This is a genomic window from Geodermatophilus sp. DSM 44513, from assembly GCF_032460525.1.
GTDB lineage: Bacteria > Actinomycetota > Actinomycetes > Mycobacteriales > Geodermatophilaceae > Geodermatophilus.
Genome location: NZ_CP135963.1, coordinates 805,124 through 826,358 on the forward strand (window position 1 = coordinate 805,124; position 21,235 = coordinate 826,358).

The 21,235-nt window shown below is 75.7% G+C and carries 14 protein-coding genes; 11 read left to right on the forward strand and 3 right to left on the reverse strand.

The annotated features are described in order from the left end of the window. Window positions 1–4: 4 nt before the first annotated feature. The 5 genes from RTG05_RS03800 to RTG05_RS03820 all read left to right on the forward strand — a co-directional run bounded on the left by RTG05_RS03800 (window position 5) and on the right by RTG05_RS03820 (window position 9,498). The gene (locus tag RTG05_RS03800) at window positions 5–1,255 is read left to right on the forward strand and encodes a glycosyltransferase (RefSeq protein WP_166527523.1); all 1,251 of its coding nucleotides are present in this window, start codon (window positions 5–7) and stop codon (window positions 1,253–1,255) included. Then, on the forward strand, window positions 1,252–1,992 hold the full coding sequence (locus RTG05_RS03805; protein ID WP_208104779.1) for a polysaccharide deacetylase family protein: 741 nt from the start codon (window positions 1,252–1,254) through the stop codon (window positions 1,990–1,992). The genes RTG05_RS03800 and RTG05_RS03805 overlap by 4 nt, the downstream gene beginning before the upstream one ends. Window positions 1,993–2,191: 199 nt before the next feature. Further along, entirely contained in the window at window positions 2,192–6,784 is a 4,593-nt protein-coding gene (locus tag RTG05_RS03810) for a PKD domain-containing protein (protein WP_166527524.1), read from the forward strand. Between the two features lie 76 nt (window positions 6,785–6,860). Further along, the gene (locus RTG05_RS03815; protein ID WP_166527525.1) at window positions 6,861–8,117 is read left to right on the forward strand and encodes an MATE family efflux transporter; all 1,257 of its coding nucleotides are present in this window, start codon (window positions 6,861–6,863) and stop codon (window positions 8,115–8,117) included. A gap of 136 nt (window positions 8,118–8,253) precedes the next feature. Further along, entirely contained in the window at window positions 8,254–9,498 is a 1,245-nt protein-coding gene (locus tag RTG05_RS03820) for an O-antigen ligase family protein (RefSeq protein ID WP_166527526.1), read from the forward strand. 269 nt (window positions 9,499–9,767) lie between these two features. Here RTG05_RS03820 and RTG05_RS03825 read toward each other — a convergent pair whose 3' ends face one another. Next, window positions 9,768–11,009, reverse strand: a complete 1,242-nt coding sequence (locus RTG05_RS03825; protein WP_315912298.1) for a YveK family protein — start codon at window positions 11,007–11,009, stop codon at window positions 9,768–9,770. 352 nt (window positions 11,010–11,361) lie between these two features. Here RTG05_RS03825 and RTG05_RS03830 point away from each other — a divergent pair, with 352 nt between their 5' ends. Next, complete coding sequence (locus RTG05_RS03830) at window positions 11,362–11,811, forward strand: FAD synthase family protein (RefSeq protein WP_166527528.1); 450 nt, start codon at window positions 11,362–11,364, stop codon at window positions 11,809–11,811. A gap of 528 nt (window positions 11,812–12,339) precedes the next feature. Here the strand turns inward: RTG05_RS03830 and RTG05_RS03840 are convergent. After that, window positions 12,340–12,756: an FAD synthase family protein gene (locus RTG05_RS03840; RefSeq protein ID WP_166529490.1), complete on the reverse strand. Its 417-nt coding sequence runs from the start codon at window positions 12,754–12,756 to the stop codon at window positions 12,340–12,342. 121 nt (window positions 12,757–12,877) lie between these two features. Beyond that, on the reverse strand, window positions 12,878–13,492 hold the full coding sequence (locus RTG05_RS03845; protein WP_315912299.1) for a DUF8692 domain-containing protein: 615 nt from the start codon (window positions 13,490–13,492) through the stop codon (window positions 12,878–12,880). A gap of 193 nt (window positions 13,493–13,685) precedes the next feature. Between RTG05_RS03845 and mfd the strand changes: the two genes are divergently transcribed. From mfd to RTG05_RS03870, 5 genes are all read left to right on the forward strand, one after another. Next, window positions 13,686–17,231 (forward strand): transcription-repair coupling factor, encoded by a 3,546-nt coding sequence (gene mfd, locus RTG05_RS03850; protein ID WP_208104780.1) that lies wholly within the window; start codon window positions 13,686–13,688, stop codon window positions 17,229–17,231. 79 nt (window positions 17,232–17,310) lie between these two features. Beyond that, complete coding sequence (locus tag RTG05_RS03855; RefSeq protein WP_208104781.1) at window positions 17,311–18,303, forward strand: peptidyl-prolyl cis-trans isomerase; 993 nt, start codon at window positions 17,311–17,313, stop codon at window positions 18,301–18,303. 4 nt (window positions 18,304–18,307) lie between these two features. Then, on the forward strand, window positions 18,308–19,222 hold the full coding sequence (locus RTG05_RS03860; RefSeq protein WP_166527529.1) for a nucleoside triphosphate pyrophosphohydrolase: 915 nt from the start codon (window positions 18,308–18,310) through the stop codon (window positions 19,220–19,222). Window positions 19,223–19,254: 32 nt separating this feature from the next. Beyond that, entirely contained in the window at window positions 19,255–20,574 is a 1,320-nt protein-coding gene (eno, locus tag RTG05_RS03865; RefSeq protein WP_166527530.1) for a phosphopyruvate hydratase, read from the forward strand. A 115-nt stretch (window positions 20,575–20,689) separates the two neighbouring features. After that, a complete protein-coding gene (locus RTG05_RS03870) occupies window positions 20,690–21,157 on the forward strand; it encodes a septum formation initiator family protein (RefSeq protein WP_315912300.1) in 468 nt (155 codons plus the stop codon). Window positions 21,158–21,235: the final 78 nt, after the last annotated feature.

The following is a 21,235-nucleotide window of genomic DNA, read 5'->3' on the forward strand; positions in this document are numbered from 1 at the left end:
CGCCGTGACCGTCTCCCCACCCCGCGGCTCCGCCGGCGCGGCCGAGCGGCACGCCCACCCCGGACCGCGGCCCGCCGTCCTGGTCGTCCACCCGGGGGCCGAGCTCTACGGCGCCGACCGGGTGCTCCTGGAGTCCGTGACGGCGCTGGCCGGGTCCCACGACGTCACGGTCGCCGTCCCCGGACCGGGTCCGCTGGTCACCGAGTTGGAGCGGCTCGGTGTCCGGGTCCGGTCCTGCCCGATGCCGGTGCTGCGCAACTCCGCGCTGCGTCCACGCGGGGCGCTGCGGCTGGTCGGTGACGCGGTGCGCGGCGTGCTGCCGGCGCTGCGGCTCCTGCGCCGGCACGCGACGGCCGGCGTCTACGTCAACACCCTCACCCTCCCGTCCTGGCCGCTGCTCGCGCGCGTGGCCGGCCGCCGGTCGCTGTGCCACGTGCACGAGGCCGAGCAGTCCGCACCCCGGCTGCTGCGCCTCGGGATGGCGCTGTGTCCGGCCCTCAGCGACCGCGTGGTGGCCAACAGCCGGTTCACCCTCGAGGTCCTGACCGAGGTGGCACCCCGGGTGCGCCGCCGCGCCGCGGTGGTGCACAACGCCGTCCGCGGCCCGGCCGAGGCCGTGCCCGCCCGTGCCCGGCTGCACGGGCCGCTGCGGCTGCTCTACGTCGGCCGTCTCTCGCCCCGGAAGGGGCCCCAGGTCGCCGTGGCCACGCTGGCGGGGCTGGTCGCCCGGGGGGTGGACGCCCGGCTGACCGTCGCCGGGTCGGTGTTCCCCGGGTACGAGTGGTTCGAGGCCGAGCTGCGCGAGCAGGTGACGGCCGCCGGACTGGACGACCGGGTGCGTCTGGTGGGCTTCCAGGCCGACGTGTGGCCCCTGCTGGCCGACGCCGACGTCGTGCTGGTCCCCTCCGTGGGCGAGGAGTCCTTCGGCAACACCGCGGTCGAGGCGGTGCTCGGTGCCCGGCCCGTGGTGGCCAGCGCGACCAGCGGCCTGCTGGAGGCCGTCGAGGGGTACTCCAGCGCCCAGGTCGCCGACCCGCGGCGACCGGCCGACTGGGTGGACGCGGTGCAGCGGGTCCGCGCGGACTGGCCGACCTTCCGCGGCGCCGCGCTCGAGGACGCGGCCGAGGCCCGGCGGCGGCACGCGCCCGAGCGGTTCCGCGACCGGCTCGTGGCCGAGGTGGCGACCCTCGGCGCGGGCCCGTCGGCCAGCGGCCGGACCGGGGCACCGGTCGCGCAGGGGGTGGGCGCCCGGTGACCGCCGTGGAGACCGACCGGCCACGGGTGCTGCTCCCGCCGGTCCTCATGTACCACTCGATCAGCCCCTCGACGGTGCCCGACCCGCACCGGCTGCGGGTGCACCCGCGGCGGTTGGCGCAGCACCTGCAGCTGCTCCGCCGGCTGGGTCTGCGGGGCGTGTCGCTCGGGGAGCTGGTCCGCGCCCACGACCGGGGGCAGGACGCCGGCCTGGTCGGGCTCACCTTCGACGACGGCTACACCGACTTCCTCGAGCACGCCGTCCCGGTGCTCCAGCGGCACGGCATGACCGGCACGGTCTACGTGGTGGCCGGTCGGCTGGGCGGCCAGAACGAGTGGGACACCGGGCCCCGCTTCGACATCCTGGACGCCGACCAGGTCCGTGCCGTGGCGGCCACCGGCCAGGAGGTCGGCAGCCACACGGTGACCCATGCCCGCCTGGCCGGCGCCGACGCGTCCGTGCTCGCCACCGAGGTGCGCGACAGCCGGCAGGTCCTCGAGGAGGTGCTCCAGGAGGAGGTCCGCGGCTTCTGCTACCCGTACGGCAGCTTCGACCGCGCGGCGGCCGACGCGGTCCGCGCGGCGGGGTACGACCACGCCTGCGTGACCGGTGACTACGACCCGGGGGACCGCTTCACCCTGCCGCGCTGCTACGTGGCCCCCCGTGACGGGTGGGCGCACGTGGTGGCCCGCCTGACCCGCCACCACGTCCGCGTGCGTCGTCGCGCGCGCGGCTGACACGACCGCTCGTCCACGGGGCAGCTCCGGTGACCGGAGTTGCCTCGTCTCGTTGCACAGAGTGATCGATCGACTCCGTGGGGGCACTTTGCCTACGGTGGGTCACCGGATCAGGGGATGCCCCGGGCGTCGTCGTCACGCTTAGTGTTTGCGGCCGGTCCGACGTGCGGACCGGTGCACTCACCACGGGGGAACGAACATGGTTGCACGCAAGGCCGCCGTCCGCGCGGTCGTGGCTGGGCTGTTGAGCCCGCTGATGGTCGCCGGCGCCTGCGGCGGTTTGCTGGTCGGGACCGCGCAGGCCGACGCCGCACCGCTGGACCCGGCCAACCCGGCGACGCCGGCCACCGTCACCGCCGACGCCCTGCCGACCGTGCAGATCGACGGCGTCGTCTGGTCGCAGGTGGTCGTGGGCAACACGGTGTACGTCGCCGGCAAGTTCACCCGGGCGCGTCCGGCCGGCGCGGCCGCCGGCACCCAGGAGACCGTGCGGAACAACCTGCTCGCCTACGACATCCGGACCGGCGCGCTGATCACCTCGTTCGCGCCCGACCTGAACGCCCAGGCGCTGGTCGTGACCGCGTCCCCGGACGGCTCCCGGGTCTACGTCGGCGGTGACTTCACCCGGGCGGACGGCCAGACCCGCAACCGGATCGCGGCCTACAGCACGGCGACGGGACAGCTCCTCGCCGACTTCCGGCCCAACGTGACCAGCTCGGTGCGGGCCATCGCCGCCACCGACAGCACCGTCTACCTCGGCGGCGCCTTCACCTCCGTCGGCTCGCAGAGCCGGCACCGCCTGGCCGCGGTGTCCGCGTCGAACGGCGCGCTGCTGCCGTGGAACCCGGTCCCCGGCACCGGCCCCCTGCTCAACCGCAACGGCAGCACCGCGACGAGCGACGTCGTCCGTGCCCTGGTGGTCACCAGTGGGGGTGCGCAGGTCGTCGTCGGCGGTCACTTCGACACGCTCAACGGCGTGAAGGCGACCGGCGTCGGTGCGCTCGACGCGGTGACCGGGGAGACCCGGCCGTTCGAGGTCAACCGCTCGATCACCAACCAGGGCATCAACAGCGGCGTGTTCAGCCTCACCACCGACGGCACCAACGTCTACGGCACCGCCTACGACTTCTACGGCCCCGGCAACATCGAGGGGTCCTTCTCGGTGTCCGCCGACGGCGGTGCGGTGAACTGGGTCAACGACTGCCACGGCGACAGCTACTCCAGCCACCCGATGAACGGTGCGCTGTACATGGCCGGTCACCCGCACGTCTGCAGCAACATCGGTGGCTACCACGAGCACAACCCGCGGGTGCACCGGTACGGCACCGCGCTGAGCCTGTCGGCCACCGGCACGGTCGGCCGCGAGACCCTGTTCAACAGCCGCGTGGCGCCCGACGGGACCGTCGTGCACAAGGACGACAAGACCGCCGGGTACCCCTCCAGCGGGACCCTGCTGCAGGGCAAGCCCGCCCCGTCCCTGCTCAACTGGTTCCCCACCATGACCCCGGGCGGCTTCACCGGTCAGGGTCAGGCCGGGTGGAGCGTCACCGGCAACGACCAGTACCTCGTCTACGGCGGCGAGTTCCCGCGGGTCAACGGCACCGGCCAGCAGGGGCTCGTGCGCTACGCGGTGTCCGCGATCGCCCCCGACCGGATCGGCCCCGACGCGGCCGGCCTGCGCCCGGCGGCCGCCTCCCCGCAGGGCGGCATGGCCCGGGTCACCTGGACCTCGACCAACGACCGGGACGACGAGCACCTCACCTACCAGGTGTTCCGGGACGGCGACACCAGGACGCCGGTCCACGAGGTGACCCAGTCCTCCCTCTGGTGGCGGCCCCAGTCGATGGGCTTCGTGGACGTCGGCGTCCCGGCCGGCACGCACACCTACCGGGTGAGCGCGGTGGACGCCGCCGGCAACCGGGCCAACTCGCCGTGGGTCTCGGTGGACGTGGCCGAGGGCACGGTCGTGCAGCGCACCTACTCCGACGCCGTGCGCGCCGACCGTCCGCAGCACTACTGGCCGCTCGGTGAGCGTTCCGGTGGGACGGCCTACGACCACGCCGGGGCGGCCGACCTGCCGCTGGGCGGTGGCGTGACCCCCGGCGAGGCCGGCGCCGTCAGCGGCGACCCGGACACCGCCTACGGGTTCGACGGCACCAGCGCCGGTCTGCTCGCGACGCAGACCGCGGTCCCCGCGCCGAACACCTTCACCCTCGAGACCTGGGTCAGGACCACGACGACGCTCGGTGGCAAGATCATCGGCTTCGGCAGTGCGAAGGACGGGATCAGCCGCAACCGCGACCGGCACGTCTACATGGACGTCGACGGCAGCCTGCACTTCGGCGTGTACACCGGTACCCGCCAGTCGGTCAGCGCCCCCGGCAGCTACAACGACGGTCAGTGGCACCACGTCGTGGCCACCCTCAGCCCGGCCGGCATGGCGCTGTACGTCGACGGGGCCCTCGCCGGCTCCCGCGCCGACGTGACCACCGGGCAGAGCTACACCGGTCACTGGCGCATCGGTGGGGACCGCGGCTGGGTCGGCGCCGACTACTGGACCGGCCAGGTCGACGAGGTCGCGGTCTACCCCACGGCCGTGTCGGCCGACCAGGTCGCCGACCACTTCAGCATCGGGACGACCGGTCAGCCGGTGAACGCCGCCCCGACGGCCGCCTTCACCTCCTCGGTGGCCGACCTGGGCGCGTCCTTCGACGCCTCCGGGTCCGCCGACTCCGACGGCACGGTGGCCGGGTACGCCTGGGACTTCGGTGACGGCACGACCGGCACCGGGGCGACCGCGCAGCACACCTACGCCGCCGCCGGCACGTACACCGTGACGCTGACGGTGACCGACGACGCCGGGGCGACCGCGCAGCAGACCGGCACGGTGACCGTCACCGACCCGCCGAACGCCGTCCCCACCGCGTCGTTCACCGCGTCGGTGGCCGACCTGGAGGCCTCCTTCGACGCGTCGGGGTCCACCGACCCCGACGGCACGGTGGCCGGGTACGCCTGGGACTTCGGTGACGGCGCGACCGGCACCGGGGCGACCGCGCAGCACACCTACGCCGCCGCGGGTGAGTACACGGTGACCCTCACGGTCACGGACGACGACGGTGCCACCGCGAGCTCCTCGCGGGTGGTCGCGGCGACCGACCCGGCCGACCCCGGTGACGGCGGCGGCACGGGCGAGCCGCTGGTGACCGACACCTTCGACCGCTCGGTGACCCGCGGTCTGGGGACCGCCGAGGTGGGCGGGCCGTGGACGGCCTCGGCGGGTGCGACCCGCCAGTCGGTCTCGGCGGGTGCCGCCGTGCTGGCCCTGGCCCCGGGGACGAACACCGGTTCGCACCTGGGTGAGGTCGCGCAGACCAGCGTGGACGTGCGGACCACGATGGCGCTGGCCCAGGTGCCCTCCGGTGGCGGCGCGTACCTCTACGTCCCGGTCCGGCGGCTGGCCGCCAACCAGGAGTACCGGGCCCGGGTGCGGGTCCTGGCCGACGGCAGCGTCCGGGTCGCCTTCATCCGGGTGACCGGTGCGGGGACCGACACGCTCGTCGGCGGCGAGCAGCGGGTGGCCGGGCTGACCTACACGGCCGGCACCGCGCTGCAGGTGCGCGTGCAGGCCGAGGGGGTGGGCACGACCGAGCTGGCGGCCACGGTGTGGGCGGCGGGCACGGCGGAGCCGGCGACGGCGACGGTGACCCGCTCCGACAGCACCGCAGCGCCGCAGGCGCCGGGTGCGGTGGGCCTGTTCGCCTACCTGTCCGGCAGCGCGCGGGCCGTGGCGCTGAGCGTGGACTCGTTCACCGCCGTCCCCAACGGAGCCCCGGCACCGCAGCCGGAGCCGGAGCCGAACGCGGCGCCCACGGCGTCGTTCACGTCCTCGGTGGCCGACCTGGGTGCCTCCTTCGACGCGTCGGGCTCCACCGACCCCGACGGCACGGTGACCGGGTACGCCTGGGACTTCGGCGACGGCACGACCGGCACCGGGGCGACCGCGCAGCACACCTACGCCGCCGCGGGTGAGTACACGGTGACCCTCACGGTGACCGACGACGGCGGTGCGACCGCGACCTCGTCCCGCGGGGTCACGGTCACCGAGCCCGCCGACCCGGTGGACCCGGTGGACCCGGTGGACCCGGGTGCGCCGGTCGCCGCGGACGCCTTCGGCCGGACGGTCACCGGCGGCCTCGGCACCGCGGACGTGGGCGGGCCCTGGACGGCGCAGTACGGGGCCAGCAGGCAGTCGGTCACCCCCGGGGCGGCCACGCTGCGCCTGGACGCGCCGTCCAACAGCACCGCGTCGCACCTGGGCCAGGTGTCGCAGGCCGACATCGACCTGCGGACCACCCTGACCCTCGAGGGGACCGTCTCCGGTGGTGGGGTGTACGCCTACGTGTCCGGTCGCCGGATCAGCGCCACGGACCTCTACCGGGCCCGTCTGCGGTACCTCACCGACGGCACCGTCCGGCTGGCGGTCACCCGGCTCAGCGGGTCCTCCACCGAGGTCCTCGTCGGCCGGGAGGTCGTGGTCCCGGGGGTCAGCTCCACCGCGGGTGCCCCGCTGCACGTGCGGCTGCAGATCTCCGGCAGCGGCACCACCGAGCTGGCGGCCACGGTGTGGGCCGCCGGCACCGCGGAGCCGGCGGCGGCCACGGTGACCCGCACCGACGCCACCGCGTCGCTGCAGGCACCGGGCGGGGTGGGCGTCGGCGCCTACCTCTCCGGCAGCGCGACCTCCCCGGTCGCGCTCCGGGTGAGCGAGTTCGGCGTGCAGGTCCGGCGCTGACCTCCAGCACCTCAGATCGGGTGACGCCCGGTCCGGCTGCGGCCGGACCGGGCGTTCCCGTGGGGAGGATGGTCCGGTGAGGCTGCTGTCGTCGGTGCGCACGCCCGCGGCCGGAGCGGTCCTCGGTCAGGGCACCCAGGCCCTCGCGGGACTGGTCCTCCAGGTCGCCGCGGCCCGGTACCTGGGTGCCGCCGGCCTGGCGGTCTTCGCCGTGGGCTACGGGCTGCTGGTCCTCGCGACCGCGGTGTGCAGCGGCATGGTCGGTGACTCGCTGACCGTGCTGGACCGCACCGACCCGCCGGTCCGGGCCGCCCTGCTCGGCTGGACGGCGTCGGTGTCCGGAGCGGCCGCACTCCTGGGTGCGGCCGTGGCGTCCCTGTCCGGTGCCCTGCCGCTGTGGGCCGGCCTGCTCGCGGGCCTGGCCACCGCCGCCTTCGTCGTCGAGGACACCCTGCGGCGGCTGCTCATGGCCACCGGCCGGTTCTGGTCCCTGCCGGCCGTGGACGGCACGAGCCTGGTGCTGGCCCTGGGCGTCCTCGCCGCGGTGGGCGCGATGGGCGGCCTCACCCTCGGGTCGTTCGTGGTGGCGCTGCTGGTCGGGCAGACCGGAGCCGCGCTGGTCGCCTGGTGGCGGCTCCCCGCCGACGAGCGGCCACGCGGCCCGTGGCGGCCCGCGGCCTGGCGGACGGTCTTCGACTTCGGGGTCTGGCGGGCCCTGGCCCAGACCATCCGGCCGACCCTGCTCACCGCGCTGCGCCTCCTGGTCGTGGCCGTGGCCGGAGCGGCCGCCTACGGCCCGGTCGAGGCCGCCCGGGTGCTCACCGCGCCGACCCTGGTGCTCGTCACCGGCCTCGGGTCCTTCCTGCTGCCGCGCTTCGTGGCCATGCGCCGGCAACCGGCCGCGGCCGCGCTGCGGACCGCCGACCGCGCCGCTGTGGGTCTCGCCCTCGCCGTGGCGGGCACCGGTGCGCTCACCGTCCTGGCCCTCCCGCTCGTCGGTCCCGTGGTCACCGGGAACGCCTACGCCATCCCCGTCGGCGCGGTGGTCGGCTGGTCGGCCTACGCGGTCGGGGGCGCGCTGCTGCTGCCCTACTCGGCGCTGGCGACGGTGCACCGGCGGCACCGCCGGGTGCTGGCCCTCCGGTCGCTGGAGCTCCTCTCGCTGGCCGTCGTCCTGGTCCTGGTGCTCCTGGTCGAGGGCGGCGCGAGCTGGGCGCCGCTGGCGCTCACCCTCGGGCCGGTCCTGGTCGCGGTCGCCGTGCGGGCGGGTGTGCTGCTGCCGGTGGTGCGGGCCGACGGTGCCGGGCCCCGCGCCCTCGTGGCGACCGGCTGACCGGGCAGCGCGACGTGCCGACGTCCCTCCCCCGTTCGGGCGAGGCCCCCGGTCGGGAGCACCGCCCGTGCCCCCGGGCGTCCCTAGGATCGACCCGGCGTCGACCGCGCCGTCGACCGGGGGAGCAGGAGGCGGCGTGACCGTGCCGAGGGTCCGGACCGGCCTGGTCAGCCTGCTCCTGGTGGTCACCACCGTGGTGTGGCGCCGCGGCGACATCTTCTCCGGCTCCCTGGACCCGGTCGTGGTCAGCAAGGGCGCCCTGAGCGTGCTGGCCCTGGGCCTGGCCTGGCTGATGGTGGCCTCCCGGCGCTCGTCGTCCCGACGGCTGGGGACCGGGACCCTCTGGGTCCTGGTCGTCCTGCTGACCGCCTCGCTGCTGGGCGCGCTCGGTCACGGCACCCTGGTGGCCACCGGCGTCATCGTCGTCCGGCTGGTGATCCTGACGGCGACGGTCGTGCTCGTGCTCCGCGTCGTCCCGGCCCTGCAGTTCCTCGCCTCGATCGTCTGGGCCTGCGCCGTGGTGGCGGCCGTCGCGGCCGTCACCGGGCTGCCCTCCTCCAGCGGTGGCCGGCTCTTCGGGGGCGTGCCGCCGCTGAACCCCAACGAGCTGGCGCTGCTCGCCGGGATCGTCCTGCTCTGGACGGCGTGGCGCACCGTGCTGGGGGAGGCCCGTTGGCGCAACGCGCTGGTGGCCGGCGCCTCCCTCGGCGTGCTGTGGCTCACCGAGTCGCGCACGGCGCTGCTCACCGTGCTGGCCGGGGTCGCCGTGATGGCCCTGCAGCTGCGCCGGGCGCGGGTGGGCCTCGTCGTCGGTGCCCTCGTCGTGGGTGCCCTCGGGTCGCTGGGCGCGGTCCTCACCGGGGCCGTCGCCGGGTTCCTGTCCCGCGACGGCGCGGGGACCAGCACGCTGGAGTCGCGGTTCATCGCCTGGTCGGCCGCCCGGTCGTGGGCGGAGTCCGCCTGGCAGTGGGCCTTCGGCGGCGGGCTGTCGGTCAAGCTGATCCCGGTCGAGGGCCAGTGGTGGAACGAGCAGCTGCTCGACAGCAGCTGGGTGTCCGCACTCGTGCAGGCGGGACTGGTCGGGCTGGGCACCTGTGTCGGCTGGGCGCTGTGGGTGCTGCGCGGCGTGCTGCGCGCCCCCCGCGAGCACCGCGTCCTGTTCTCCGGGCTGGTCGTCTTCCTGCTCGGCCGCAGCGTCCTCGAGAGCGGCCTGTTCGACGCCACCCCCGCCTTCCTGTGCTTCATCGCCGTCTCCCTGCTGGTCGAGGGCGGTTCCCGGTCGCGCGTGCACGCCGAGGCCGCGGCGATCCCCGGTCACGGGGTGGGCCTCCTCGTCCCGCCGGTCGCCGGCCCGACCCGGACTCCCGCGCCCGCGCACTGACCGGTCCTCCCGGCACCGGTCCGGACCGCGCACGGCGCCGGGTGCCGGGCGGGCCCGGCCGTGGCCGTGCCGGCGACCTCCGGGGTCGGGCACCGCGGTGGTGGTCGCTCCGACCCGTCGGTGCGGCGGCGGGTGGCGCCCGGTCGGGCGCGTGGGGCCGGCCGGAGCCGCCGGTACGGCGGCGCGGTACCGGGCGGTCCGTCCGGGGCGGGCCGGGCACCGGGTGGGCGACCTCCGGTGACGGCGTCGACGGGTCACCCGGCGCGGGCTCAGCGCGTGGTGACGGTCCCGGTCGGGAGCTCGACCCGTCCCGGCGGGGTCGGGCCCCGCCGCGACGCCTCGGGTCCGTCCGGCGACGGTGCCACGGTGCGCGCCCCCGGCGGGGTGGGCGCCGGGCGGCCGGTGACCCGGCCGCGGGCGGTCAGCGCCCGGCGCTGGCCGACGACCACCGCGACCGGGTCGAGGCCCACCGAGGCCAGGACGGTGGCCAGCTCCTGCAGCTCGGCGTCGTGCACCCTGCCCGACTCGACCACGACGACGACGACCTGCCCGCTCTCGGCCGCGTCCCGCCACCGCTGGAGCGGCACGGAGGACGGCCACACCTCCAGGCGCACGCGGACCCGCGCGCCGTCTGCGGTGGGCGCGGGCTCGGCCGGGCCGTCGACGACCGAGGTCGGCAGGTCCCACGCCCGGAGGGCCTGGGCGACGCCCCTCCCGAACCGGTGCAGCGTGCGCCGCGAGCCGCCGGCCGGGGTGAGGAGCGCGACGCGCGTCGGGCCGTCCTCGGCGAGCAGCTCCAGGCGCCGGGCCAGCAGGGTCGCCGGCTGGACGGCCGACCGGCGGCCGGACGAGGAGTGGAGCACCGGCAGTGCTGCACCGCCGTCCGCGGCCGGCCAGGACGAGCGGACGTCGTCCGCGCCGGCCAGGGTGACGGCCGTCCGGCCGCGGGCGATGGCCAGGGCCAGTCCGAGACCCAGGCCGACGACCAGGCCGAGGGGGACGAGCAGCAGCGGGGACGGTGCCACGGGTGCCGGCGGGACGATGGCCGGATCGGTCACCGTCAGGCTCACCGGGGAGGGCTGCGTGCCCGGGGACTCCAGGTCCTCCACCACCTCGCCGAAGCGGACGGCGACGGCGTTGGCCACGTCCGCCGCCTCCTGCGCCGACCCGGAGGTGACGGTGATGTCGACCTGCGAGGTGTCCACCGGGTTGCTGGCCGTCACCGACTCCCGCAGCTCGTTCAGCGGCCGGGTGAGGCCGAGCTCCTCGGTGACCGGCTGCAGCACCGAGGCGCTGCGTGCCACGTCGGGATAGCTGCGCACCCGCTGGTTGACGAACTGCGAGCCGCTGGTCCCCTCCGCGGTGCTGGTGACGAACACGTGCGCGGTGGCCTCGTACGTGGGCGGCGTCAGGACGGTCAGCAGGACGGCGGCGGCCAGGCCGAGGAGGGTCGAACCGACCCACACCGCCCAGTGCCGGCGCAGCACGGACACGTAGTCGCGCAGCTCCATGGTGCTCTCCCCCTGCTCGTGCCCACGCCCGGGCGGGTGGGGCGTGGGCCCGGCCGGTGGCCGGGGACCCTCTCACCGGTCGATGCTAGGGGCGCGCGAGGGCACTCCAGGCCCGCGCCGAGGGTCTGCTCACCCGTCCGGGGCAGCCGCTCCGGACGCCGCCGCCGGGACGCCGCAGCGGGCCCCCACAAACGGGTGAAGACCGGCCCGGATGTCACCGTCCGTGACGGTGCTCGATTAGCTTCGGCCGAGAACGCACCAACCACGCGCCGTCCGGCGGCCACGCTCCTCGCGCTGAGTCACCGGACGGCCGGCTGGACGTCGTCTCGACGGATGAATCGGGGGATTCGCAATGACGGTGGTCGGTTACGCGCCAGGGGCCTACGACCTGTTCCACATCGGGCACCTCAACGTGCTCAGGCTCGCGGCCGAGCACTGCGACCGGCTGATCGCCGGGGTGGTCTCCGACGAGGTGCTGCTGCTGACCAAGGGACGGCTCCCGGTCGTGCCGCTCGCCGAGCGGATGGAGATCGTCCGCAACCTGCGCTTCGTCGACGAGGTGCACGCCGAGACGGTGCCGGAGAAGATCGACACCTGGCGCCAGGTCGGCTTCGACGTCATCTTCAAGGGCGACGACTGGCGGGGCACCCCCAAGGGCGACCGGCTGGAGCGCGACCTCGGCGCCGTCGGCGTCCGGGTGCACTACTTCCCGTACACGATGCACACCTCCAGCACCCAGCTGCGCCGGGCGCTGGACGCGCTGGACGGTCACGCCGCGCGCCGCGGGGCGCTGACGTCCTAGCTGTACCGACCACGGGACGTCGGTGACGGCGTCTGGTGACACGAGGACGACCCCCGGGTGGGGTGTGGAGCCGTCCGGGAACCGCTCCGGACCCGCGCGAACGCCCACGTCGCCGGCTGTGGCACCACCGTCACCCGGGTGCTGACCGACAACGGCAACTGCCACTGCTCCCGCGTCTTCGCCGCCGCCCTGGCCGGCACCGCGCACGAGCGAACCCGGCCCGACCGGCGGCCACCAACGGCGAGGTCGGACGCTGCCACCGCACCCTGCTCGAGGCATGGGCCTCCGCCCGCCCCTACGCCGACGACGCGGGACGCGAGGCCGCCCACCCAGCCCGGCTGCACCGGTACGACCCTCCGCCCGGCCGCACCGTCCGTCGCGTCCGGCAGGTGCGCGCAGCGCCGTCGATGTCCGGACCGGGACCGCTGCGGGGTCGGGCCTGCCGGCGTGCACGGTGTCGCCGGACGCGCGCGGCCGCGGGCCCCGCGGTGGCGTGCACCGCTGCGGGGAGGGGGACGGCGCCTCGGGTCAGAGGCGCTGCAGGACGTCCCGCAGCATCGTGCTCGACGTGTGCCCGGTGTACGGGAAGTACCGGATGGCGACGTCGACGGTGGCGAAGTCCTGCTCGAGGCGGTCCCACGAGGCGGAGCCCTGCCAGTCGTCCCCGACGAACACCGCGTCGAACCGGAGGTCGCGCCAGGCGGCCATCTTGTCCATGGAGTCCTGGGCCACGACCTCGTCCACGTACTTGATGCTCTCCACGACCCGCACCCGCTCGGCGAAGGGGATGACCGGGGTCTTCCCCTTGGCCCGTCGGGAGAGCTCGTCGGTCGTCACGCCGACGATGAGGTGACTGCACTCCCGCCTGGCCTGCTGCAACAGGTTCAGGTGCCCGATGTGGAACAGGTCGAACACGCCCGCGGTGTAGCCGATCCGGTGGTACATGACTGGGGCTCCTCTGCTGGCCCCGCCCCACCGCCGGTGCGGAGGTGCGGGGAGGTCGGTCGGTGGGGAGGCGCGCTCCGCGCCTCGCGGGTCGGTCCCGGGCCGGGCCGGGACGGCGGGCTCAGCTGCGCATGACCTCCGCCTGCGTCCCCGGCACCCGGCCGCCGGGCTCCGGGGGCCGTGCGCCCTGGGTCAGCACGGGGACGGTGGCCCAGACCAGGGCGCCGAGCAGCTTGGCGCCGTCCTCGAGGAGGTGGGCGCCCACGAACCCGACGTCGACGGCGACGGAGGTGGCGAGCAGGGCAGCACCGAGCCAGAACGCGCGGGCGACCACCCGCTCCGCCGTGCGCATCGACCTCGCGACAGCGAGTCCGGCCACCGCGTAGACCACGTAGAAGACCACCTCGTGCACGCCCACCCGAGGTCCGACCACGTCGTGCAGCAGCAGGGCGTCGTCGGCGGCCAGCACGAAGAGCAGCGCGGCCAGCGGGCCGAGTCGGCGTCGTTCCCGCCCCTGCTGCCAGGCGACCAGTGCGCAGAGGCTCCCGGCGGCGAACCAGACCATCGCGGTGAAGGCGCTGACCGCCCCGGTGTAGGGGGGCAGGTCCGCTGTCGTGACCGCGTCACGGGTGAGCACGCCGACCGGGACGCCGATGAGGTCGGCGGCCAGCACGGTGCCGACCATGACCGCGGCGCCCGACAGGAGTGCGGCTGCGGTGAGGTGGCGGCGCTTCACCTCGTGAGAGTAGGGAGCAGCCCGGCTCGCGGGAGGTGCTCGTCCGGACGCCGTCCCCCCAAGGAGGTGGTGCGACGGCGCGGCTGCGCCGTCACGCCGGCGGCGGCGCCCGTCCCGCCGGACTAACCTGGACGGCGGGCCCCCCGCGCACCCGGCGCGACGTGTGCGGCCGCAGACCTCAGGAGACCGGTTCGTGACCCTGCGCGGCGTGCTCGACGTCGTCCTCACCGACCCCGGCATGGCCCGTGTCGTCGCCGCGGCCGGGAACGCGGAGCTGGCGGTCACCGCGCCGCCGTCCGTCCAGCCGCTGGTGGCCGCCGCCCTGGCGGCGCAGCACGGCGGCGCAGGGGTGCCGGTCCTCGTCGTGACGGCGGGGGAGCGCGACGCCGACGCGGTCGCCGGGGCGCTGCGCTGCTTCCTGCCCGGCCGGCGCACCGAGGTCTTCCCGGCGTGGGAGACCCTGCCGCACGAGCGGCTGTCCCCGCGCGCGGACACCGTCGGCCGGCGGCTGGCCGTGCTGCGCGACCTCACCCACCCGGGCGCCAACGGGACGGTCGACGTCCTGGTCGCGCCGGTGCGCAGCGTGCTGCAGCCGCTGGCGCCCGGGCTCGGCGACCTGGTGCCGGTGGAGCTGCGCCCCGGGGACACCGCCGAGCTCGACGACGTGGCCCGCGCGCTGGCCGACGCCGCCTACACCCGCGTGGAGCTGGTGGAGAAGCGCGGGGAGTTCGCCGTCCGCGGTGGCCTGCTCGACGTCTTCCCGCCCACCGAGCCGCACCCGGTGCGGGTGGAGTTCTGGGGCGACGAGGTCGACGAGCTGCGCTACTTCTCCGCCGCCGACCAGCGCTCGCTCGACGAGCGGCCCGAGCGGCTGTGGGCCCCGCCGTGCCGCGAGCTGCTGCTCACCGACGCCGTCCGCGCCCGCGCCGCGGAGCTGGCCGGGACGCACCCGGGCCTGCTCGAGGTGCTCGGCAAGCTGGCCGAGGGCATCGCGGTGGAGGGCATGGAGTCGCTGACCCCCGCGCTGGTCGATGGTGAGCTGCAGCTGCTCACCGACCTGGTGCCGGCCGGCACGCACGTGCTGGTGCTCGACCCCGAGCGGGTGCGCAGCCGCGCGGCGGACCTGGTGCGCACCGCCGAGGAGTTCCTCGCCGCCTCGTGGGCCACCGCGGCGGAGGCCGGCGAGGCGCCCATCGACCTCGGGGGGACCTCCTACCGCGACCTCGCCGACGTCGAGGCCGCCGCCCGCGGCCGCGGCCTGCCGTGGTGGACCACCGGCGCGTTCACCCTGAGCAGCGAGGACGACGACACCCACGTCACCCTGGCGGCGACGACCGTCGAGCGCTTCGCCGGGGACGTCCCCCGCGCGATCGAGCAGCTGCGCGCCTGGTCCCGCGACGGCTGGCGGGTGGTGGTCACCTTCGCCGGCCCCGGACCCGCGCAGCGCGCCGCCGACCAGTTCACCGAGGCCGACCTCGGCGCCCGGCTGGTGCCCGACGTCGCGACCGCGCCGGAGCCGCGGCTGACCCACGTGACCCAGGGCGACCTGGAGGCCGGCTTCGCGCTGCCCGGCGTGGGCCTGGCGCTGCTCACCGAGCACGACCTCACCGGCTCGCGCGGGACGACGATGCGCGACGCGGTCAAGATGCCGGCCCGGCGGCGCAACGCCGTCGACCTGGTGCAGCTGCAGCCCGGCGACCTCGTCGTCCACGAGCACCACGGCATCGGCCGCTACGTGGAGATGGTCAGCCGCACCGTGCACGGCGGGCAGCGGGACTACCTGATCGTCGAGTACGCCCCCGGCAAGCGGAACCAGCCGCCGGACCGGCTGTTCGTGCCCACCGACGCGCTGGACCAGCTGACCCGCTACGTGGGCGGCGAGGCCCCGGCGCTGTCCAAGCTGGGCGGCGCGGACTGGCAGAAGACCAAGGGGCAGGCGCGCAAGGCGGTCAAGCAGATCGCCGCCGAGCTGATCCGGCTGTACTCCGCGCGGATGGCGACGAAGGGACACGCCTTCGGCCCGGACACCGTCTGGCAGCGCGAGCTGGAGGACGCCTTCCCGTTCACCGAGACCCCCGACCAGCTGGCCGCGATCGACGAGGTCAAGGCCGACATGCAGAACCCGGTGCCGATGGACCGGATCATCTGCGGCGACGTCGGCTACGGCAAGACCGAGATCGCCGTCCGCGCGGCGTTCAAGGCGGTGCAGGACGGCAAGCAGGTCGCCGTCCTGGTGCCGACGACGCTGCTGGCCAACCAGCACTTCAAGACGTTCTCCGAGCGGTTCGCCCAGTTCCCGGTGACGGTGCGGGTGCTGTCCCGGTTCCAGTCCGACGCGGAGAGCGCGGAGACGCTGCGGGCGCTGGCCGCCGGGGAGGTCGACGTCCTGGTCGGCACGCACCGGCTGCTGCAGCCGACCACCCGGTTCAAGGAGCTCGGCCTGGTCATCGTCGACGAGGAGCAGCGCTTCGGCGTCGAGCACAAGGAGTACCTCAAGACCATGCGGACGGCGGTCGACGTGCTGTCGATGTCGGCCACCCCGATCCCGCGGACGCTGGAGATGAGCCTGACCGGCATCCGGGAGATGTCGACCATCCTCACCCCGCCCGAGGAGCGGCACCCGGTGTTGACCTACGTCGGCGCGTGGGACGACAAGCAGATGGCCGCCGCCATCCGCCGCGAGCTGCTGCGCGACGGGCAGGTCTTCGTCATCCACAACCGGGTGCAGTCCATCGACAAGGCGGCGGCCAAGATCCGCGGCCTGGTGCCCGAGGCCCGCGTCGCCGTCGGCCACGGCCAGATGAAGGAGCACGAGCTCGAGCGGATCATGGTGGGCTTCTGGGAGAAGGAGTACGACGTCCTGGTCGCCACCACGATCGTCGAGTCCGGCCTGGACATCCCCAACGCCAACACCCTGGTCGTCGACCGCGCGGACACCTTCGGGCTGTCCCAGCTGCACCAGATCCGCGGGCGCGTCGGCCGCGGCCGGGAGCGGGCCTACGCCTACTTCACCTACGACCCGTCCCGGCCGCTGACCGAGACCTCGGTGGACCGGTTGACCACCATCGCGCACAACACCGACCTGGGCGCCGGGATGGCGGTGGCGATGAAGGACCTGGAGATCCGCGGCTCGGGCAACCTGCTCGGCGGCGAGCAGTCCGGGCACATCGCCGGGGTCGGGTTCGACCTGTACGTGCGGCTGGTCGGCGAGGCGGTCACCGACTACCGGGCGCAGCTGTCCGGCGAGGAGCCCCCCGCCGAGCCGGCCGACGTCCGGGTGGACCTGCCGGTCGACGCGCACCTGCCGCACGACTACGTGCCCGGCGAGCGGCTGCGGATGGAGGCCTACCGCAAGGTGGCCTCGGTGCAGTCCGACGAGCAGGCGCAGGCCGTGCTCGACGAGCTCACCGACCGCTACGGCGCCCCGCCGGCGCCGGTGCTCAACCTGCTGGCCGTGGCCCGCTTCCGTGCCGCGGTGCGGCGCCTGGGCATCACCGAGGTGTCCCTGCAGGGCCGGGCGATCCGGATCAGCCCGGTCCCGCTGCCGGAGTCCAAGCAGCTGCGGCTGGCGCGGCTGGCCGACGGGGCCACCTACAAGGCCGCGGCCGACACCGTCTCGCTCAAGGTGCCGGTCGGCCCGGACCGCCGCACGCCGCTGCGCGACGGGGCGCTGCTGGACCACCTGCACTCCCTGCTGCGGGCGCTGCTGGACCAGCCCGTCGCCGCGGCTGCGTCGTAGTCCGGCCCGGCCGGGAGGCCCACCGCGAGCTCGCGAGTGGTGCGCGGGGTGGGCTGCTCCGTGTGACACGCTGCCAGCCGTGCACACGCCTCGTCTGACCGCATCCCTGGCCGTGGGCCTGGTCGCGCTGGCCGGGGTGGCCGGCTGCCGCAGCGACCCGGGCGTCGCGGCCTACGTCGGCGAGGAGCAGGTGACCGTCGGCGAGCTGCAGACCGCCCTCGACTCACGCCTCGAGGACCCGGCCCTCGCCCAGGCCGCCGCCGGCCGGGAGGACGAGTTCACCCGCCTGGTGCTGACCCGGCTGGTCAACGCCGAGGTGTACGACCTGGTCGCGCAGCGCTACGGCGTCACCGCGGACGACGCCGACGTGCGGGCGCGGCTGGACGAGCTCCTGGCAGGGGAGGACCCCGAGGCCGTCTACGCCCAGGCCGCGTCGCAGGGGGTGGCCCGGGCCGACGTGTTCGAGACCATCCGCCAGCAGCTGCTGCGCCAGCGGCTGGCCGAGTCCGAGGGGCTGGTCGAGGGCGTCACCGAGGAGCAGCTGCGCGCCGCGTACGACGAGGCGCTGCCCTCCCTGTCGCAGGCCCGGGTGGGCTACGTCAACGTGCCCGACCAGGCCGCCGCCGACGCCGCCGTCGCCGCGCTGCAGGCCGACCCCGCCGCCTACCCCGCGATCGCGGCGCAGTACCCCGGAGACGCCACCCTCGCCGAGGTGACCCCGGTGGCGCCGGCGGACCTGCCCCCGCAGCTGGCCGACACGGTCGCGGCCGCCGCGCCGGACACGGCCACCTCCCTCACCGCGCCCGAGCTGCCCGGCGTCCTCGTGGTGTTCGTCGGCCAGCCGGTCGTGCCGACCTTCGAAGAGGCCCGCCCGCAGCTGGAGGAGACCGCCCGCGGCGAGGCCGACACGGCCGCGCAGGAGCTGGTCGCCGAGGTGCGCGCCGGCGTGGACGTCACGGTCAACCCCCGCTTCGGCACCGTGGAGGAGGGGGCGATCGTCCCCGCCGACGACGGGGTGGTGGAGCTCCTGGAGGACGCCGGCGGCAGCGCGTCGGCGGCTGCCGGAGACTGACCGGGTGCCCGTCGCCCTCGCCGTCGTCGTCCACCCCGCCCTCGGCGGCCTGCTCGACCCGGCCGCGTGGCAGGCGGTCTCCGGGCGCCGCCCGGTCGTCGCGCTGCCCGGGGCCGCGGCGGTGGCCGAGGCACTGCGCGCCGTGGGCCGGCCGGTGGACGACGTCCCGGACGCCGCGGCCGCCGCCGCCCGCCCGGACAGCGTGGTGGCCCTCGTGCCGGCCGGCACCGACGTCGACGCCGGCGAGGTCGTCGAGCCGGCCGCGCCGCCGGGCGCGCGGCTGCTGGACGTCGTCCGGGTGATGGACGTGCTGCGCTCGCCGGGCGGCTGCCCGTGGGACGCCGGGCAGACGCACGCCTCGCTGCGCGGCTACCTGCTCGAGGAGGCGCACGAGGCCTACGACGCGATCGTCGACGACGACCCGGTCGCCATGCGCGAGGAGCTCGGCGACGTGCTGCTGCAGGTCGTCTTCCACGCCCGCGTGGCCGCCGAGGCCGGGCCGGACCGCCGGTTCACCGTGGACGACGTCGCCGGCGACCTGGTCGACAAGCTGGTCCGGCGGCACCCGCACGTCTTCGGCGACGCCGGGCCGCGCGACGTGGCCCAGGTGGAGGCCGGCTGGGAGCAGATCAAGAAGGCCGAGAAGCAGCGCCGCTCGCCGACCGAGGGGGTGTCCCGGTCGCAGCCCGCCGCGTCGTGGGGCGCGGCGCTGGTCCGCCGGGCCGCGCGGTCGGGGCTGCCCACCCCCGAGCCGGCGGAGCTCGCCTCGGCCGCCCCCGAGGAGCTGGGGGAGCGGCTGCTCGCCGTCGTCGCCGCCGCGGAGCAGCGGGGGTGGGACGCCGAGGACGCGCTGCGCGAGGCGGTGCGCCGCTACGCCGGCGAGCTGGACGCCGCGGCGGAAGCCCGCGCGGCCGGCTGAGCCGGACCGGGTGGGCTGGCTAGGCTGCCCCCGTGCCCAGCATCGACGCCGTAGGCGCGCGGGAGATCCTCGACTCGCGCGGGAACCCCACCGTGGAGGTCGAGGTCGCCCTCGACGACGGGACGATCACCCGGGCCGCCGTGCCCAGCGGCGCCTCCACCGGTGCCTTCGAGGCGGTGGAGCTGCGCGACGGCGGTGAGCGCTACGGAGGCAAGGGGGTGACCCGGGCCGTCGACGGCGTCCTGGACGTCATCGGCCCCGAGCTGGTCGGCTTCGACGCCAGCGAGCAGCGCCTGGTCGACCAGCGGCTGCTGGACCTCGACGGGACGCCGGACAAGTCCCGCCTGGGCGCCAACGCGATCCTCGGGGTGAGCCTGGCGGTGGCCAAGGCCGCCGCGGAGTCCGCGGGGCTGCCGCTGTTCCGCTACGTCGGCGGGCCGGCGAGCCACCTGCTGCCGGTGCCGATGATGAACATCCTCAACGGGGGCGCCCACGCCGACAGCAACGTCGACGTGCAGGAGTTCATGATCGCCCCGATCGGCGCGCCGACCTATGCCGAGGCGCTGGCCATGGGCACCGAGACCTACCACGCGCTCAAGTCGGTGCTCAAGGGCCGCGGGCTGTCCACCGGCCTGGGCGACGAGGGCGGCTTCGCCCCGGACCTGCCGAGCAACCGCGACGCGCTGGACCTCATCGCCGAGGCCGTGGAGAAGGCCGGCTACGCCCTCGGCACGGACATCGCCTTCGCCCTCGACGTGGCGGCCACCGAGTTCCACTCCGACGGCGGCTACGACTTCGAGGGGCAGAGCCGCTCGGCGGACTACCTCGTCGACTACTACCGCGGCCTGGTCGACGCCTACCCGGTCGTGTCCATCGAGGACCCGCTGTCGGAGGAGGACTGGGACGGCTGGGTCGCCATGACCGCCGCACTCGGCGACCGGGTGCAGATCGTCGGCGACGACCTGTTCGTCACCAACCCGGTCCGGCTGGCCGACGGCATCGCCCGCGGGGCGGCCAACGCGCTGCTGGTCAAGGTCAACCAGATCGGCACGCTCACCGAGACGCTGGACGCGGTCAACCTGGCGCACCGCTCCGGCTACCGCGCCATGATGAGCCACCGCTCCGGCGAGACCGAGGACACCACCATCGCCGACCTGGCCGTGGCCACCGACTGCGGGCAGATCAAGACCGGCGCGCCGGCCCGCAGCGAGCGGGTGGCCAAGTACAACCAGCTGCTGCGCATCGAGGAGGAGCTGGACGACGCCGCCCGGTACGCCGGTGCGGCCGCCTTCCCGCGGCTGGGCACTGCGGCAACGGACAGCGTGGCGACGGACAGCGCGGCCGGCGAGTGACCGGCCGCGCCCGCCGATGAGCGCGGCGCGCGGCCGCCGCGGCGGGTCGGGCGCGGCACCCTCGGGCCGGCGGCGATCGACCGGCCGACCGTTGTCGCACGCCGCGTCGCGGCCGGTGCCGGCCGGGACGCGGTCGGGCGCCGGCATCCGTCCCGAGCCGCGGCGCGCCGTCCGCCGTCCCCCGCGACCGTCGGCCCCCGGCGGGGCCCCGCGCCGGCCGCTGGTCACCGGCCGGGCGGTGCTGCTCGCCGGGCTGGTCCTCGTCCTGCTGCTGACGCTGGCCGGCCCGGTCCGCCAGTTCCTGGCCGGTCGCGCGGAGCTGACCCGGCTGGCCGCCGAGGGCACCGCGCTCGACCAGCGGGTCGAGCAGCTGCAGCAGCAGCTGGAGCGGCAGGCCGACCCGGCCTACACCGCCCGGCAGGCCCGCGAGCGGCTGGCCTACGTGCTGCCCGGCGACCGGCTGGTGGTCGTCGTCGACGGCGAGGCGGTCGAGGGCGACGCCGGCACCGTGCCGGAGCCGGTGGTCGGCGAGCTGCCCTGGTACGAGGCGCTGCTGCAGTCGGTGGCGGTGGCCGACGGATGAAGGACCCCGCTGCCCCCCAGCCCTCGCACGCTCGGCCCGGGCCCCTGCAGCGGGGCCGTTCCAGTCCCTCGCCAGGGG